Source organism: Streptomyces sp. NPDC037242, from assembly GCF_055604165.1.
On record NZ_JBVJUY010000021.1, the window covers coordinates 1 to 15,425 of the forward strand.

The 15,425-nt window shown below is 72.5% G+C and carries 13 protein-coding genes; 6 read left to right on the plus strand and 7 right to left on the minus strand.

What is annotated here, in order from left to right; translation table 11 throughout:
- Positions 1-185 precede the first annotated feature (185 nt).
- From ACZ7GJ_RS23910 to ACZ7GJ_RS23925, 4 genes are all read right to left on the minus strand, one after another.
- On the minus strand, positions 186-1,055 hold the full coding sequence (locus ACZ7GJ_RS23910) for an amino acid ABC transporter permease (protein ID WP_470754520.1): 870 nt from the start codon (positions 1,053-1,055) through the stop codon (positions 186-188).
- Positions 1,052-1,726, minus strand: coding sequence for an amino acid ABC transporter permease (locus ACZ7GJ_RS23915; RefSeq protein WP_470754522.1), 675 nt, complete (start codon positions 1,724-1,726; stop codon positions 1,052-1,054). The genes ACZ7GJ_RS23910 and ACZ7GJ_RS23915 overlap by 4 nt, the downstream gene beginning before the upstream one ends.
- An 83-nt stretch (positions 1,727-1,809) precedes the next feature.
- The gene (locus ACZ7GJ_RS23920; protein WP_470754525.1) at positions 1,810-2,664 is read right to left on the minus strand and encodes a glutamate ABC transporter substrate-binding protein; all 855 of its coding nucleotides are present in this window, start codon (positions 2,662-2,664) and stop codon (positions 1,810-1,812) included.
- 126 nt (positions 2,665-2,790) lie between these two features.
- A complete protein-coding gene (locus tag ACZ7GJ_RS23925) occupies positions 2,791-3,576 on the minus strand; it encodes an amino acid ABC transporter ATP-binding protein (protein WP_470754526.1) in 786 nt (261 codons plus the stop codon).
- 282 nt (positions 3,577-3,858) lie between these two features.
- Between ACZ7GJ_RS23925 and ACZ7GJ_RS23930 the strand changes: the two genes are divergently transcribed.
- A complete protein-coding gene (locus tag ACZ7GJ_RS23930) occupies positions 3,859-4,578 on the plus strand; it encodes a response regulator transcription factor (protein ID WP_470754528.1) in 720 nt (239 codons plus the stop codon).
- Between the two features lie 11 nt (positions 4,579-4,589).
- Positions 4,590-6,002: a sensor histidine kinase gene (locus tag ACZ7GJ_RS23935; protein WP_470754529.1), complete on the plus strand. Its 1,413-nt coding sequence runs from the start codon at positions 4,590-4,592 to the stop codon at positions 6,000-6,002.
- Between the two features lie 42 nt (positions 6,003-6,044).
- On the opposite strand, the gene ACZ7GJ_RS23940 is transcribed toward ACZ7GJ_RS23935, so the two are convergent.
- Positions 6,045-8,195: an endo-beta-N-acetylglucosaminidase gene (locus tag ACZ7GJ_RS23940; RefSeq protein ID WP_470754673.1), complete on the minus strand. Its 2,151-nt coding sequence runs from the start codon at positions 8,193-8,195 to the stop codon at positions 6,045-6,047.
- 138 nt (positions 8,196-8,333) lie between these two features.
- Positions 8,334-9,593 carry a glycoside hydrolase 5 family protein gene (locus ACZ7GJ_RS23945; protein WP_470754531.1) on the minus strand — a complete coding sequence of 420 codons (1,260 nt, stop codon included), beginning with the start codon at positions 9,591-9,593 and terminating at the stop codon, positions 8,334-8,336.
- Between the two features lie 373 nt (positions 9,594-9,966).
- Between ACZ7GJ_RS23945 and ACZ7GJ_RS23950 the strand changes: the two genes are divergently transcribed.
- Together ACZ7GJ_RS23950 and ACZ7GJ_RS23955 are read left to right on the plus strand one after the other, a co-directional pair.
- Positions 9,967-10,998: a LacI family DNA-binding transcriptional regulator gene (locus ACZ7GJ_RS23950; protein WP_470754532.1), complete on the plus strand. Its 1,032-nt coding sequence runs from the start codon at positions 9,967-9,969 to the stop codon at positions 10,996-10,998.
- Between the two features lie 89 nt (positions 10,999-11,087).
- Positions 11,088-12,032, plus strand: a complete 945-nt coding sequence (locus ACZ7GJ_RS23955; protein ID WP_470754674.1) for an ROK family protein — start codon at positions 11,088-11,090, stop codon at positions 12,030-12,032.
- Here ACZ7GJ_RS23955 and ACZ7GJ_RS23960 read toward each other — a convergent pair.
- A complete protein-coding gene (locus ACZ7GJ_RS23960; RefSeq protein WP_470754533.1) occupies positions 12,022-13,017 on the minus strand; it encodes a TAXI family TRAP transporter solute-binding subunit in 996 nt (331 codons plus the stop codon). The genes ACZ7GJ_RS23955 and ACZ7GJ_RS23960 overlap by 11 nt on opposite strands.
- A gap of 92 nt (positions 13,018-13,109) precedes the next feature.
- Here ACZ7GJ_RS23960 and miaB point away from each other — a divergent pair, with 92 nt between their 5' ends.
- The gene (miaB, locus tag ACZ7GJ_RS23965; protein ID WP_470754534.1) at positions 13,110-14,615 is read left to right on the plus strand and encodes a tRNA (N6-isopentenyl adenosine(37)-C2)-methylthiotransferase MiaB; all 1,506 of its coding nucleotides are present in this window, start codon (positions 13,110-13,112) and stop codon (positions 14,613-14,615) included.
- A 35-nt stretch (positions 14,616-14,650) separates the two neighbouring features.
- The gene (locus ACZ7GJ_RS23970; RefSeq protein WP_470754537.1) at positions 14,651-15,358 is read left to right on the plus strand and encodes a class III extradiol dioxygenase subunit B-like domain-containing protein; all 708 of its coding nucleotides are present in this window, start codon (positions 14,651-14,653) and stop codon (positions 15,356-15,358) included.
- Positions 15,359-15,425 lie beyond the last annotated feature (67 nt).

Here is a 15,425-nt window from a genome sequence, read left to right on the forward strand (position 1 = left end):
AAAAAAAAAACAAAAACAACCGATTGAGGTTGTTGGCCCAAGGCACGCCGGGCCGGGGGGGGGGGGGGGGGGGGGGCGCCCCCCCCCCCCCCCACCACACGTGTCGCGCCAGTGTACTGACCGGCTGTCAGGCCCGTTGCAAGAAGGGCCGTCGCACCGATGTCGAACAGTCGTCCGACGGACGGTCAGGTCGCGTCGCCCGCCTCGATCTTGGTGAGGTCGACGATCGTGCCGGTGCTCTTCTTCGACTTCCTCAAGCGGCCTTCGAGCCAGGAGGCGAAGGTGGTGAGGGCGAAGTTCACCGCGATGTACAGCAGCGCGATCACGAAGAGCGTCGCGATGGTGTTGCTGTAGTTCGCCGAGATCTGCCGGTTCATCGACATCAGTTCGCCGAGGTGCAGCACCGCGCCACCCAGCGCGGTGTCCTTCAGGATCACCACGAGCTGGCTGACCAGTGCCGGCAGCATCGCGGTGACGGCCTGCGGGAGCAGCACGTGGACCATGGTCTGGCCCTTGTACATGCCGATCGCCTTGGCGGCGTCGGTCTGGCCGGACGGCAGGGAGAGCACGCCCGCCCGTACGATCTCGGCGACGACGGCCGAGTTGTAGAGGACCAGGCCCGTCACCACGGCGTAGATCGACCGGGTGTCCGTCGGGACGTCGGTGAACTGCACGTACAGCTGGTAGCCGAACAGCATCAGCATCAGCACCGGGATGGCGCGGAAGAACTCCACGACGGCGCCGACCGGTACCCGCACGAAGGCGTGGTCGGACAGTCGGCCGATGCCGAGCAGTGCACCCAGCGGGAGGGCGATCACGATGGAGATGGCGCCGGCCTTGAGGGTCTCCAGCAGGCCGGGAATCAGGAACGTCGTCCAGATCTTGCCGTCGGTGAAGAAGGGGCTCCACTTGTCGGCGTCGAGCTGGCCCTTCTCCGACATGAGGCCCAGCGCCCACCACAGGGCGAGTCCGACCAGCACGACGAAGACGGCGGAGTAGATCCAGTTCCGGGCCTTCGCCTTCGGGCCCGGAGCGTCGTACAGCACGGAGGTCATCGCTTCACCGCCACTCGCTTGGCCACCCAGCCCAGCAGCAGGCCGGTGGGCAGGGTCAGCAGGACGAAGCCGAGGGCGAAGACCCCGAAGACGGCGAAGAGCGCGTCCGCCTCGTTCTCGATCATTTCCTTCATCAGCAGGGCCGCCTCGGCCACGCCGATGGCCGCAGCCACCGTGGTGTTCTTGGTGAGTGCGATCAGTACGTTGGTGAGCGGCGCCACCACCGCGCGGAAGGCCTGGGGGAGCACGATCAGGGTGAGCACCTGGAAGAAGCTCAGACCCAGTGCGCGGGCCGCCTCGGCCTGGCCGACCGGCACGGTGTTGATGCCCGAGCGCAGCGCCTCGCAGACGAAGGTGCCGGTGTAGGCGGTCAGTGCGAGGATCGCGACCCGGAAGCCGGTCTCCTTGAACGTGCCGCCGCCCAGCGTGATGCCGAGCGTCTGGCTCAGGCCCAGCGAGGCCCCGATGATCAGGACGGTGAGCGGGGTGTTGCGGACCACGTTGACGTACGCGGTGGCGAAGCCCCGCATCAACGGGACCGGACCGACTCGCATCCCGGCCAGGACGGTGCCCCAGATCAGGGACCCGACCGCCGAGTAGAAGGTGAGCTGAACCGTCACCCAGAAGGCTCCGAGCAGGTCGTACTGCCCAGAATCAAGAAAATCGAACACGATGCCCTGCGCTCTCCCCAGGATGGCCGGTGAGGGGCGCCGCCGCCCGTGACAGGCGGGCGGCGACGCCTCTCACCGATGAATCAGCTGCCTTCGGTGATCTGCGGGGCAGGCTCGTTCTTGTAGTCGGCCGGACCGAAGTTCTTCGTCACGGCCGCCTGCCATGCGCCGTCCGCGACCATCTTCTTGAGCGCGGCGTTGACCTTGCCCTGGAGCTCGGTGTCGCCCTTCTTCAGGCCGATGCCGTAGTTCTCGTTGCTCAGGCTCAGCCCGACCAGCTTGAACTTGCCCTTGTTCTTGTCCTGCGAGGCGTAGCCGGCCAGGATCGAGTTGTCCGTGGTCAGCGCGTCAACGGCCTTGTTCTCCAGGCCGGTCAGGCACTCGGAGTAGCCCGGGAACTCCTGCAGGTCGGCCTCGGGGGCCAGCTTCGTCTTGACGTTCTGCGCCGAGGTGGAGCCCGTGACCGAGCAGAGCTTCTTCTTGTTCAGGTCCTCGGCCTTGGTGATGGACGTGTCGTTGGCGCGGACCAGCAGGTCCTGGTGCGCGAGGAAGTACGGGCCGGCGAAGCTGACCTTCTCCTTGCGCTTGTCGTTGATCGAGTAGCTCGCGACGACCAGCTTCACGTCACCGTTGGAGATGAGGTTCTCGCGCTCGGAGCTGATGGCCTGCTTGAACTCGATCTGGTCCGGCTGGTAGCCGAGCTCCTTGGCCACGTAGGTCGCCACGTCGACGTCGAAGCCCGTGTACTTGCCGTCGGGGGTCTTGAGGCCCACACCCGGCTGGTCGAACTTGATGCCGATGACGATCTTGTCCTTGTTGCCGCCGCCGCTCGGACCGCCGTCGCTGGCGGCCTTGTCGCTGTCGCCGCCGCACGCGGTCGCGGTCAGGGCAAGGGTGACGGCGACGGCCGCGGCCGCACCGGCCTTGAAAAGCTTCATGGTGAACTTCCCTCGGATGAGACGTTGTTGAACGACGAGCGACGTGTGCGACGCACCGCCGGCCGGACGGGCCGGCCCGGAGGGCCGACCTGGTGATCCGTCACCGGATCACTATCACCACGAAGGTCAGTGGTGCAGGATCTTCGACAGGAAGTCCTTGGCGCGGTCACTGCGCGGGTTGCTGAAGAACTGCTCGGGCGTGGCCTCTTCGACGATCTTTCCGTCGGCCATGAAGACGACACGGTTGGCCGCAGAGCGGGCGAAGCCCATCTCGTGCGTGACGACCACCATGGTCATGCCCTCGGCGGCGAGCTGCTGCATGACTTCCAGCACCTCGTTGATCATCTCGGGGTCGAGCGCCGAGGTCGGCTCGTCGAACAGCATGACCTTCGGGTCCATCGCCAGCGCGCGGGCGATCGCCACGCGCTGCTGCTGGCCGCCCGAGAGCTGCGCCGGGTACTTGTCCGCCTGCGAGGCGACCCCGACCCGCTCCAGGAGTGCCATCGCCTTCGTGTGGGCGGTGCCCGAGTCCGTCCCGCGGACCTTGAGCTGGCCCAGCATGACGTTCTGAAGCACCGTCTTGTGCGCGAAGAGGTTGAACGACTGGAAGACCATCCCGACATCGGCGCGCAGCCGTGCCAGCTCCCTGCCCTCGGAGGGCAGCGGATTGCCGTCGAGCGTGATGGTGCCCGAGTCGATCGTCTCCAGGCGGTTGATGGTCCGGCACAGCGTGGACTTGCCCGACCCCGAAGGGCCGATCACCACGACGACCTCACCGCGGGCAATGCTCAGATCGATGTCCTGAAGCACGTGCAGCGCGCCGAAGTGCTTGTTGACGTTGCTCAGCACGACCAGGTCGTCCGCGGCACCGGCCGCGTCCTGCACGTCCTTGGTCACTGATACTCCGCTCATCGGCTTCTTGCTCCGTCCTCCTCGGTTGGGAGGACAGTAGTGATGAGGCGCGCACACCGTCATCACATCTGAGGGAGAATTGAGCATAACGATCCGGCCTCGCCCGGATACGCTCCGTGCGGGCACAGGAGCATCGGCCCCCTTGCTCGTACCGGGTGCATAACGGAAGACGCGCCGCGGCGGAACCCGCTTGACGTGGGCGTCCCCATCGGCGTGGATGCATGGTGGCCCGGATCATGATGCCGGGACGTCAGGATGTCGGGAACAGGAGTGGGGGACGCCATGAGACTGCTGCTCGTCGAGGACGACGACCACGTCGCCGCCGCCCTGTCCGCGATCCTGTCCCGGCACGGCTTCCAGGTGACCCACGCCCGCAGCGGCGAGGAGGCCCTCCAGGCGCTGCTGCCCGCCGGAGCGCCGCCCCAGGTGGCGTCCTACGGGGTGATCCTGCTCGACCTCGGACTGCCCGACCAGGACGGGTACGAGGTCTGCGGCAAGATCCGCAAGCGCACCGCCACGCCCGTCATCATGGTGACCGCGCGGGCCGATGTGCGCTCCCGCATCCACGGCCTGAACATGGGCGCCGACGACTACGTCGTCAAGCCCTACGACACCGGCGAACTCCTCGCCCGCATCCACGCCGTCGCCCGGCGCACCGGAGCCTCGGCGGAGGAAGTCACCGCCACCGGGACCGGATCGCCGTCCGTCGTCCGCCTCGGGCCCGTCAGCGTCGAGCTGCCCACCCGCCGCGTCACCGTCGACGGCGCCGATGTGCCGCTCACCCGCAAGGAGTTCGACCTGCTGGCCCTGCTCGCGCAGCGCCCCGGCGTCGTCTTCCGCCGCGAACAGATCATCAGCGAGGTGTGGCGCACCAGCTGGGAGGGGACCGGCCGGACCCTCGAAGTCCACGTCGCCTCACTGCGGTCCAAGCTGCGCATGCCCGCCCTCATCGAGACCGTCCGCGGGGTGGGCTACCGGCTCGTCACCCCCGCCGCCCCCTAGCGGGACCCGCAGTGCGCGCCCGGCTGCTCCCGCTGCTCGTCATCCTCATGGCGGGCACGCTGCTCGCGCTCGGCTTCCCGCTCGCCGTGAGCCTGGCCGCCGGACAGCAGCAGCGCGTGGTGGTCGACCGGATCGACGACAGCGCCCGCTTCGCCGCCCTCGCCCAGTTCGTCATCGACGCCGAGGGCTCCAACGCCACCGGCGCGGACGAGCGCCGCGAGACCCTCCAGCACGACCTCGCCCGCTACCAGGAGCTGTACGGCATCCGCGTCGGCATCTTCAACCGCGACGACAACGCGATGGCCCGGGCCCCCGGCTGGTGGGAGCTCCCCAAGTCGGGAGAGGGCTCCCGCGCCTTCACGGACGCCCTCGCCGGGCGGCGCAGCCACGACCCCGGGCAGGTCTGGCCCTGGCAGACCCACGGCAAACTCCTCGTCGTCTCCCCGGTCGTCCTGGACGGGGACGTCGTCGCCGTCGTCGCCACCGAATCGCCCACCGACCAGATGCGGGCCCGGATCCTGCGCGGCTGGCTGCTCATCCTCGCCGGGCTGGCGGCCGCCATGCTCGTCGCCTTCGGCGCCGCGCTGCGGCTCACCAGCTGGGTGCTCAAGCCCGTCCAGACCCTGGACGCGGCCGCCCACGGCATCGCCACCGGGCGGATGAACTCCCGGGTCGCGGCCGCCGGCGGGCCGCCGGAACTCAGGAGGCTGGCCCACTCGTTCAACGAGATGGCCGACAACGTCGAAGAGGTACTGGAGCAGCAGCGGGCGTTCGTCGCGGACGCCTCCCACCAACTGCGCAACCCGCTCGCAGCGCTGCTCCTGCGGATCGAGCTGCTCGCCCTCGAACTGCCCGAGGGGAACGAGGAGATCGCTTCCGTCCGTACCGAGGGCAAGCGCCTGACCCAGGTCCTGGACGACCTGCTGGACCTGGCGCTGGCCGAGCACGCCTCCGCGGAGATCAGCCTGACCGACATCGGGGGCCTGGCCGCCGAGCGGGTCATGGCCTGGCGTCCCTACGCCGAGGAGAAGGGCGTCCGGATCACCGGTACGGGCCGGTCCGCCGTCACCGGCTGGGCGGACCCCATCGCGCTGTCCAGCGCCCTCGACGCCGTCATCGACAACGCGCTGAAGTTCACCCCTGAGGGTGAGGAGGTCGAAGTCTCGGTCTCCGTGGAGGGGCGCACGGTACGCGTCGTCGTCGCGGACCGGGGGCCCGGCCTCACCGACGAGGAGCTCCTGCGGATCGGCGACCGGTTCTGGCGCAGCGGCCGCCACCAGAACATCAAGGGCTCCGGGCTCGGCCTCTCCATCTCCCGCGCGCTGCTCGCCGCGGGCGGCGGGTCGCTCTCCTACGAGGCGAACCCGCCGCACGGGCTGCGCGTCACGGTGACGGTGCCGCGTACGGACCCGCACACCACCTGAGGGCTGCGGCGCCGGCGGGCGGCGGCGGGTGCTGTGTGCCTTCTACGGGGCTTCGGCCCAGGTCAGCGCGGTGCGGGCCGGGCCGGAGACGACATAGAGCTCGTCCACTGCCCGCACCTCGAAGACGGCCTCCCGTTCCCGCCCGGCGCGGGCGACGGCGGGGAGGTGGACCGCGGTACCGCAGGTGCCGGTCAGGAAGCGGCGGGTGCCGTCGGGGAGCACCCGCGACACCTCGTAGTGGCGGACCGGCCCGGCTGCCCGGCGCCACGACAGCCGCAGCGCCGCCCGGCCGGCGTGCTGGGTCGAGGCGTCCACGGTGGGCGTGCCCGGAGTACCCGGCCGCCGCCCCGGGGACGCGTCGCGCACCGTCACGGCTCCGAGCCGCCAGCGCACCGGTTTCGTACCGCGCCCGGTGATCCGTACGGCAAGGCCGTGGGCGGTCCTGCCCGCCAGCGTCGACAGCCGGACCCGGGTCGTGCGCCAGCCCTGCCGGGTGCCGAGTGCCTCGCCCCTCAGCCAGGTGTACGGAACCGGTTCGCCCGGGGCGGCCGGTTCGCGGGTGGCCACGCCGACCTCCACCGTGACCGGGCCCGACTCGGTCGCGTGGACCAGTTCCAGCACCGTGGAGCGGGTGAGCGGCAGGCGGGTGCAGTGCAGCCCGACCGCGGCCGGGGCGGTGAGGCGGCCCGAGACGAGCAGGCTGGAACCGCCGCGCCAGGCGGCGGCGAAGTCGAGGGCGACCTCGGGGCGCTCGCCGGTGGTCTCCACGACCCAGCGGCGGCCCGGCAGCCGGTCCTGTAGGCCGAGGTGGTTCCACGGGGTGTCGGAGACGGCCCTGCCCTGCTCGTACCAGCGTTCGCCGTGCCCGGTGTTGAAGGAGCAGGCGAAGGGCAGCGCGGTCACGGTGGAGCGGTCGGCGACGGCGGTGGCCGGTGCGCGCCAGCCGGATGCGGGGGCCGGGTGGGCCGGGTGGGCCGGGTGGGCCGGGTGTGCGGGGTGGGCGGGGTCCAGGGATTCGCCGGTCCAGAACCGGTCGTCGGCGCGGTGGAAGGCGCCGGGGGAGCGGTCGGTGAGGTGGTTGCGGGTCCATTCGGGCCGGTAGAAGCCGTAGCCGACGACGTGGTCCCGCCCGGGGTCGCGCGGAATGATCGCGTCCCAGTCGACGGCCGAATCCCAGCCGCGCGACTCCGTGTCCACGGCCGCCCACAGCTCGTACCGGGAGCGGCCCAGCCGGTCCGCGAGCGCACCCGACTCGGCCAGGGTCCGGGAGGTCCAGCGGAAGTCCACGAACATCGTGTCCGCGACCGCGCCCCGGCGGTCCTCGAAGAACTCCTGGTTGAGCTCGTTGAGGGCGCCCTGCCAGCGGACCCGGCCGGTGGAGTCCATCGCGTCGTACCAGGTGATCCGCAGGCCGTGCGGCTCCCCGTCGGCGCGCAGGGCGCGCAGGAACTCCCGCATCCGGGCGGCGAGTCCGCTGTCCCCGCCGTCGGTCTCGGCGTTGACGAACCAGCCGTCGAAGCCGTACGCGGTCGCCACCCGGACCAGCTGCTCGGCGATCGGGAAGCGGCCGAGGGCGTCGCGCTGGACCAGGTCCCGGGTCCACTGGAGGTCGCCGCCGTAGGCCACGGGCGGCAGGAACACGTTGCCCAGCACCCGCACGCCGTTGCGGTGGGCGGCGTCGACCACGGGCGCGTTCGGGGCGAGCACGATGCCCTCGCCGGCCGAGCCGCCCCAGAACACCAGCTCGTCGATGTAAGCCCAGTGGCCGAGGGCGTAGTAGTCGGCGGTGGCGGAGCCCTGGGAGGGGTTCCCGGCGGTCGGACCGAACGACACGAGCGAGGCGATACGGGCCTGCCCGGCGCGCGCGGACGCGTTCGGCGGCACCGGCGTGAACCGGGTGGCGAGCGGCACCGTCGCGGTGTTGTGGGCGAGGTCCGGATCGGACTCCGGGGTCCACTGCTTCAGCGAACGCCAGGTGATCCCCGGGCCCGGGGAGCCCTCGGGGAGCGAGTCCGGGAACCAGTAGGAGGCGTACGGGGCCAGTTCGGCCAGTTCGGCCAGTTCGGCCGGGTCGGCTACGTCGGCCCGGTCGGCCGGAGGCCCCGGCCGCGCGGCGGCGGCCGGGGCCGCGGCGTGGGCGGGTGCCCCCGGCAGGGCGGTGACGGCCGCGCCCCCGGCCGCCGCGAGCAGCAGCCCGCGCCGGGTCGGTCTCGCCGCGGGGGCGGCGGGGGCCGGGGCGGCGGTGGACGGACGGGGGTCGACGCCGTTGCCGGTCTGGTTGCCGTTCTCGTTGCCGGGCTCGGACACGTCAGGCTCCTTCGGTACGGACGGTCAGATGACCTCGCGAACGCTCAGCACCTCGGTGATGCCGCGCGCGGACAGGTGCGCCGGGTCCTCGGCCAGCTCGGCCAGCACCACCGCCGGCCGCACCCCGGCCGCGGTGAGCGTGGCCCAGGCCTCGAAGAACGCCCCGCCCGGCGCGCACACCGAGCGCTTCGGCGCCGCCTCCGCCCCGCCCACGTCCACGGCGAGCGCGGTGGACCGTACGGCCGGGCGGTGCTCCCGGCCCCGCCACTGCTCGGTGATGCGGGCGATGGCCTCGCCGGCGGGCTTGGTCCCGCGGTCGTTGGTGAGCAGGCCGAGGCCGTACTCCAGCTCCGGGAAGTCCGCCAGCTCCCGGGACACGTCGTGCGAGCACCACCAGGTCACGCCCCACAGGTCGGGGCAGTCCAGCGCGTTCGCCACCGTGGCCTCGGTGAACCGCGCCGCCCGCTCCGGCCGGATCAGCGGCGCCGGCGCGCCCACCTCCTGGAGCCACACCGGGCGGTGCGGGTCACGGGCCCAGGCCTTGGACAGCTCGACCAGGTACGCGGCATGGTGCTCGGTCGCCGTCCCGGTCGGCCCGTGGCGCTGCGCGGTGCCGTTGAACACCCAGGAGTGCACGGCGGTGGCCCCGCCCAGCCGGGCGGCCTGGGCCACGGTGAAGGGGTGCCCGTCCCGGTACCAGGCGGCGTCGTACTCGGCGTGCACGTGAAGCCGCCCGGGCGCGCCCGCCTCGCAGGCGGCGAGCATCCGCTCCAGCCAGCGGCCCGCCTGCTCCTGGGTGATCCGGTCGGGGGAGGGGTGCGGGTCGTCGGAGAACTGGTTGACCTCGTTGCCCACCGTCATGCCCAGGAAGTTCGGCCGGTCGGCAAGGGCGGCGGCCAGCGTGCGCAGGTACTCCTCCTGCCCGGCCACGACGTCCGGGTCGCCGAAGATGCTGCGCCGGTGCCAGGTCCCGGTCCACGCGGGCAGGAAGTCGAAACTCGACAAGTGCCCTTGCAGCCCGTCGACGTTGACGTCGAGTCCGCGCTCGGCGGCGGCGTCGGCGAGCGCGACGAGCTGCTCGACGGCGCGCGGGCGGATCAGCGTCCGGTTCGGCTGGAAGACGGGCCACAGCGGGAACACCCGGACGTGGTCGAGGCCGAGCGCCGCGATCGAGTCCAGATCGGCCCTGACCTCGTCGAGGTCGAAGTCCAGCCAGTGGTGGAACCAGCCCCGGGTCGGGGTGTAATTCGCGCCGAAGCGGAGGGTTCTGGGGGCGGGGTGCATGAAAGGTCCTGGAGTTCAGGGGAATTCGCCGGACGCGGCTAACCTGCACCGCCCGGTGGGGGAAGTCAACAGGGCCTCGGAGGAGTCGCTACTTATGCGCTTCAGTCCCGTTGACAGAAGGGTTCTGATTGCCGAGGCTGATGCAGCTAATGCGGTTTAGTTCCGGCGTCTCATGCAGAAATGGACAGTGGTATTTCGGCCGCGCCGGCCACCACTCCCGGGCGCCCCCGACCGCCCCGCCCGAGGAGCACCGGGCGGTGGCCCGGGCGGTGGCCCGGGCGGTGGTCCACGCGGTGCTCCAGGCGGTGTGCCCGGGCGGGATCGCGTACGGTCCGGCCATCGCCGTTCGCATCACCGGAGGTTGAGGCAGGCCATGGCCCGCAGACCCACCATCAAGGACATCGCCCGCCGGGCCGGGGTGTCGGAGAGCGCCGTCTCCTTCGCGCTCAACGACCGGCCGGGCGTGTCCCAGGACACCCGCGCCCGGATCCGGCGCGTCGCCGAGGAGCTCGGCTGGCAGCCCAACAGCGCCGCCCGCGCCCTGTCCGGCGAACGGTCCGGCGCCGTCGGCCTGGTCCTCGCCCGGCCCGCGCACACCCTCGGCGTCGAGTCCTTCTTCCTCCAACTCGTCTCGGGCATACAGGAGGTCCTGGCCGCCGAACGCACCGCCCTGCTCTTCCAGGTCGCCCCGGACCTCGATGCCGAATGCGCCGTCTACCGCCGCTGGTGGGCCGAACGGCGCGTGGACGGGGTCCTCGTCGTGGACCCGCGTACGGACGACCCGCGCCCGGCCCTCCTCGAACAGCTGGGCCTGCCCGCGGTCACGGTGGGCCAGAGCGACCCGCCCTCAGCCCTGACCTCGGTGTGGGCGGACGACGCCGGCGCCATGGCCCAGGTCCTGGACCACCTGTACGGGCTCGGCCACCGCCGGATCGCCCACGTCGCCGGGCTGCCCGGCCTCGCCCACACCGCCCGGCGGATCGAGTCGCTGCGCACGCAGGCCGAGCGGCGCGGACTCGGCCCGGACCGGGTCCGCTCGGTGCTCACCGACTACTCCGACGCCGAGGGCGCGGCCGCCACCCGGCGGATCCTCGCCGAACCGGAGCCGCCGACCGCGCTGGTCTACGACAACGACGTGATGGCGGTGGCAGGCATCGCCGTCGCCGCCGAGCTGGGCATCCCGGTGCCGGGCCGGCTGTCGATCGTGGCCTGGGACGACTCCGCGCTCTGCCGGGTCACCCACCCCCGGCTGACCGCCCTGGTTCGGGACACCGCGGGCTTCGGCCGACTCGCCGCCGAGGAACTCCTCGCGGCCCTGGCCGGCGGCCCGCCGCGGTCCCGGGAGAGCGAGCGGCCCCGGCTGGAGCCCCGTGAGAGTACGGCTCCGCCACCGGCGGCATACTGAGATCAACCCTTCCTGGAGCCGCCACCGTGACCACGCCCGCCCCCACCTCCGCCTTCCCCGCGCCGCGAGCCGCCGCCCCGGCCAGGGGCCTGACGGTGGCGATCGACATCGGCGGCACGAAGGTCGCCGGTGCGCTGGTGCACCCCGACGGCACGATGACGGCCACCACCCGCCGCCCGACCCCGCGCGGCGCCGACGGCGACACCGTCTTCGCGGCCGTCGCCGAGGTCGTCGGGGAACTCGCCGCGAGCCCCCTGTGGCCCTCGGCGGTGCGCTGCGGCATCGGCAGCGCGGGTCCCGTGGACACCGCCCTGGGCACCGTCAGCCCGGTGAACATCGGGGCCTGGCGGCAGTTCCCGGTGCGGGCCCGCGTCGAGGCGGAGCTGGCACGCCACGGGGCGAAGCTCCCCACGGTCCTGGCCGGCGACGGGGTGGCGATGACCGCCGCCGAGCACTGGCTGGGCGCGGCCCGCGGGCACGCGAACGCGCTGTGCATGGTGGTCTCCACCGGCGTGGGCGGCGGACTGATCCTGAACAACCAGCTCCACCCCGGCCCCACCGGCAACGCAGGCCACATCGGCCACATGAGCGTCGCCTTCGACGGGGAGCCGTGCGTCTGCGGAGGCCGCGGCTGCGTCGAGTCCATCGCCTCCGGCACCGCCATCGCCGCGTGGGCCCTCGCCCAGGGCTGGACCGGCCCCGACCCCACGGCCGCGGGCGTCGCCGCCTCCGCCGAGGCGGGCGACCCGGTCGCACTGGCCGCCTACGACCGCGCGGGCCGAGCCCTGGCCGCCGCCATCGCGGGCACCGCGACCCTCGTGGAGACCGACATCGCGGTCATCGGCGGCGGGGTCGCCGCCAGCGGAGACACCCTCTTCGAGCCGGTCCGGCGGCACCTGGCCTCGTACGCGACCCTGTCCTTCGTCTCGGACCTGCGGGTGGTCCCGGCGAGCCTCGGCACCCACGCGGGCCTGATCGGTGCGGCCGCGGCGGCCCTGATGCTGCTGCCCGCGGAGTCCGCGGCTACGGCTTGACCGAGCGGTAGTAGCGCATCGCGCCCTCGTGCAGCTCCAGCGGATCGGTGTAGATCGCCGTCCGCAGGTCCACCAGCTGCGCCGCGTGCACCTCGTGCCCGATCCGGTCGCGGCTGAGGATCACGGTACGGGTGAACTGCTCCGTCAGCTCGGCGCCCGTGTCCTCCCGGGTCACCAGCAGGTTCGGTACGGCCAGCGTGGCCACCGACGAGGTGTTGCGGGCCCGCGCGTACGCGTCCTGCGGCATCACCGCGGCCCGGTAGTACCGTGCCGGGCTCCCGCCGGCCTGGAGCTCCTCCACCAGGTCCCCGAGCTGGACGAGCCGGATCTCGAACCGCTCCGACAGCTCCCGCACCGCGTTGGTGGGCAGGCCCCCGGACCAGAAGAACGCGTCGATCCGGCCGGCCTGGAGCTCCGCCGGCATGGTGTCGATGCCGATGGACACCGGGACGACGTCCCGGTGCGGGTCCAGCTTCGCCGCCGTCAGCAGCCGTTCCGAGATCAGCCGCACCCCGGAACCGTCCTGCCCGACCGCGACCCGCTTGCCCCGCAGGTCCTGCGCCGACTGCACCGGGGACCCGGCGGGCACCACCAGCTGCACGTAGTCGTCGTACAGCCGCGCGCAGCCGCGCAGCCGCTCCGCGCCGGGCTTCCCGTCGAGCCGGTACTTGGCGACCGCGTCCGCCGTCGCCACCGTGAAGTCGGCCTCCCCGGCCGCAACCCGCTGGAGGTTCTGCTGGGAGCCCTCGCTGGTCTCCAGCCGGACGTCCACCCCCGGCAGGTCCCGCGCGAGCTCGGGCTGCAGGAGCTGGCCGTAGCGGTGGTAGACGCCCGTACGGACACCGGTGCTGAACACCAGCTCGCCCTTCAGCTCCGGCTCCCCGAAGGGCCGCAGCCACCACACCAGCGCCCCGAGCACGACGAGTACGGCCACCAGGGCCCGCAGGGCGTGGCGCCTGCTGATCCGGGGCGGTACGAGAGGCATGTCCGCGATCCTGCCACCCGCCCGCCGTCCTGTCACGGGCCGCCCGACGGCGGCCGCGACCGGGGCCCGGGGCCAAGCCTTACCCTTGTCGGGTGAGTGTCGAGGGCGAGGCTGCTGTTTTGAAGACGTACGAGGTGCGCACCTACGGGTGCCAGATGAACGTGCACGACTCCGAGCGACTGTCCGGTCTGCTGGAGGGTGCGGGGTACGTCCGGGCCCCCGAGGGCGCGGACGGCGACGCCGATGTCGTCGTGTTCAACACCTGCGCCGTGCGGGAGAACGCCGACAACAAGCTGTACGGCAACCTCGGCCGGCTCGCCCCGATGAAGACGAAGCGCCCGGGCATGCAGATCGCCGTCGGCGGCTGCCTGGCCCAGAAGGACCGCGAGACCATCGTCAAGCGGGCCCCCTGGGTCGACGTCGTCTTCGGCACGCACAACATCGGCAAGCTGCCCGTCCTGCTGGAGCGCGCCCGCATCCAGGAAGAGGCGCAGGTCGAGATCGCCGAGTCGCTGGAGGCCTTCCCCTCCACGCTGCCGACCCGCCGCGAGTCCGCCTACGCGGCCTGGGTCTCGATCTCCGTCGGCTGCAACAACACCTGCACCTTCTGCATCGTCCCGGCCCTGCGCGGCAAGGAGGAGGACCGCCGCCCCGGCGACATCCTCGCCGAGGTGGAGGCCCTGGTCGCCGAGGGCGTCTCGGAGATCACCCTGCTCGGCCAGAACGTGAACGCGTACGGCTCGGACCTCGGCGACCGCGAGGCGTTCAGCAAGCTGCTGCGCGCCTGCGGAGCCATCGAGGGCCTGGAGCGGGTCCGCTTCACCTCCCCGCACCCGCGCGACTTCACGGACGACGTGATCGCGGCGATGGCCGAGACCCCGAACGTGATGCCGCAGCTGCACATGCCGCTCCAGTCCGGCTCGGACACCATCCTCAAGGCGATGCGCCGCTCGTACCGCCAGGAGCGCTTCCTCGGCATCATCGAGAAGGTCCGCGCCTCCATCCCGCACGCGGCGATCTCCACCGACATCATCGTGGGCTTCCCCGGCGAGACCGAGGAGGACTTCCAGCAGACGATGCACACCGTGCGCGAGGCCCGCTTCGCGAACGCCTTCACCTTCCAGTACTCCAAGCGCCCCGGCACGCCCGCCGCGGACATGGAGGGGCAGATCCCCAAGGAGGTCGTCCAGGACCGCTACATGCGCCTGGTCGCCCTGCAGGAGGAGATCTCCTGGGAGGAGAACAAGAAGCAGGTCGGCCGCACCCTGGAGGTCATGGTCGCGGAGGGCGAGGGCCGCAAGGACGGCGCCACCCACCGCCTCTCCGGCCGCGCGCCCGACAACCGCCTGGTGCACTTCACGAAGCCGGACGCGGAGGTCCGTCCGGGTGACGTGGTGACCGTGGAGATCACCTACGCCGCCCCGCACCACCTGCTGGCGGAGGGCCCGACCCGGGAGGTGCGCCGCACCCGTGCGGGCGACGCCTGGGAGAAGCGCAACGCCGCCCCGGCCCAGCCGGCGGGCGTCATGCTCGGCATCCCCACCCTGGGCGTGCCCGCGCCGCTGCCCGTCGCCACCTCGGGCTGCGCGATCGACTGACCCCTCCGGGGACCGCGGCGGCTAGGCTGCGGATCATGCTCGTAGCCGCCGCCGTCTGTCCCGCCCCGCCGATGCTCGTGCCCGAGGTCGCCGCGGGGGCCGCCGCCGAACTCGGTGATGCCCGCACCGCATGCTCCGACGCGCTCGCCGTGCTGACCGCCTCGCGGCCGGATCTGCTCGTGGTCGTCGGATCCGCCGACCTGGAGCACTGCGGGCCCTACCCCCAGGGAGCGCGCGGCAGCTTCCGCGGGTTCGGGGTCGGGGCCGACGTACAACTCGGTCGGGGCGAGGAGGGGCCGCGCCTGCTGCCCACCTCGCTGGCCGTGGGCGCCTGGCTGCTCGGCCGCGCCGGCTGGGGCGCCGCGCCCGTGGAGGGGCTCGGGGTCCCCGAGCAGCTGGAGACCGCCGGCTGCCTGGACGCCGGCCGGGAGCTCGCCGGCCGCGACGCCCGCGTCGCCCTGCTCGTCATGGGCGACGGCAGCGCCTGCCGCACCCTGAAGGCCCCCGGCTACCTCGACGAGCGCGCCGCCGCCTTCGACGCGGCGGCGGGCCGGGCCCTCGGCGCCGCCGACGTGGCCGCCCTCAGCGCCCTGGACGCCGGGCTGGCGCACGAGCTCATGGCCGCCGGACGGGCCCCCTGGCAGGTCCTCGCGGGTGCCGCGGAGGGCGTCGGGCTGGACGGGCGGCTGCTGTACGAGGACGCCCCGTACGGGGTCGGGTACTTCGTGGCCGCCTGGTCCTGAACGTCCGTACCTGCCGTCCCCGCGCGTACGGGAAAGGGGGCGCGGGACCGTGTGGTCCCGCGCCCCC

Bases quoted from the DNA above. Each gene is read 5' to 3' on its own strand.
- ACZ7GJ_RS23920 (WP_470754525.1), bottom strand. From the start codon at position 2,664: ATGAAGCTTTTCAAGGCCGGTGCGGCCGCGGCCGTCGCCGTCACCCTT.
- ACZ7GJ_RS23925 (WP_470754526.1), bottom strand. From the start codon at position 3,576: ATGAGCGGAGTATCAGTGACCAAGGACGTGCAGGACGCGGCCGGTGCC.
- ACZ7GJ_RS23950 (WP_470754532.1), top strand. From the start codon at position 9,967: ATGGCCCGCAGACCCACCATCAAGGACATCGCCCGCCGGGCCGGGGTG.
- ACZ7GJ_RS23930 (WP_470754528.1), top strand. From the start codon at position 3,859: ATGAGACTGCTGCTCGTCGAGGACGACGACCACGTCGCCGCCGCCCTG.
- ACZ7GJ_RS23960 (WP_470754533.1), bottom strand. From the start codon at position 13,017: ATGCCTCTCGTACCGCCCCGGATCAGCAGGCGCCACGCCCTGCGGGCC.
- ACZ7GJ_RS23910 (WP_470754520.1), bottom strand. From the start codon at position 1,055: ATGACCTCCGTGCTGTACGACGCTCCGGGCCCGAAGGCGAAGGCCCGG.
- ACZ7GJ_RS23970 (WP_470754537.1), top strand. From the start codon at position 14,651: ATGCTCGTAGCCGCCGCCGTCTGTCCCGCCCCGCCGATGCTCGTGCCC.
- ACZ7GJ_RS23945 (WP_470754531.1), bottom strand. From the start codon at position 9,593: ATGCACCCCGCCCCCAGAACCCTCCGCTTCGGCGCGAATTACACCCCG.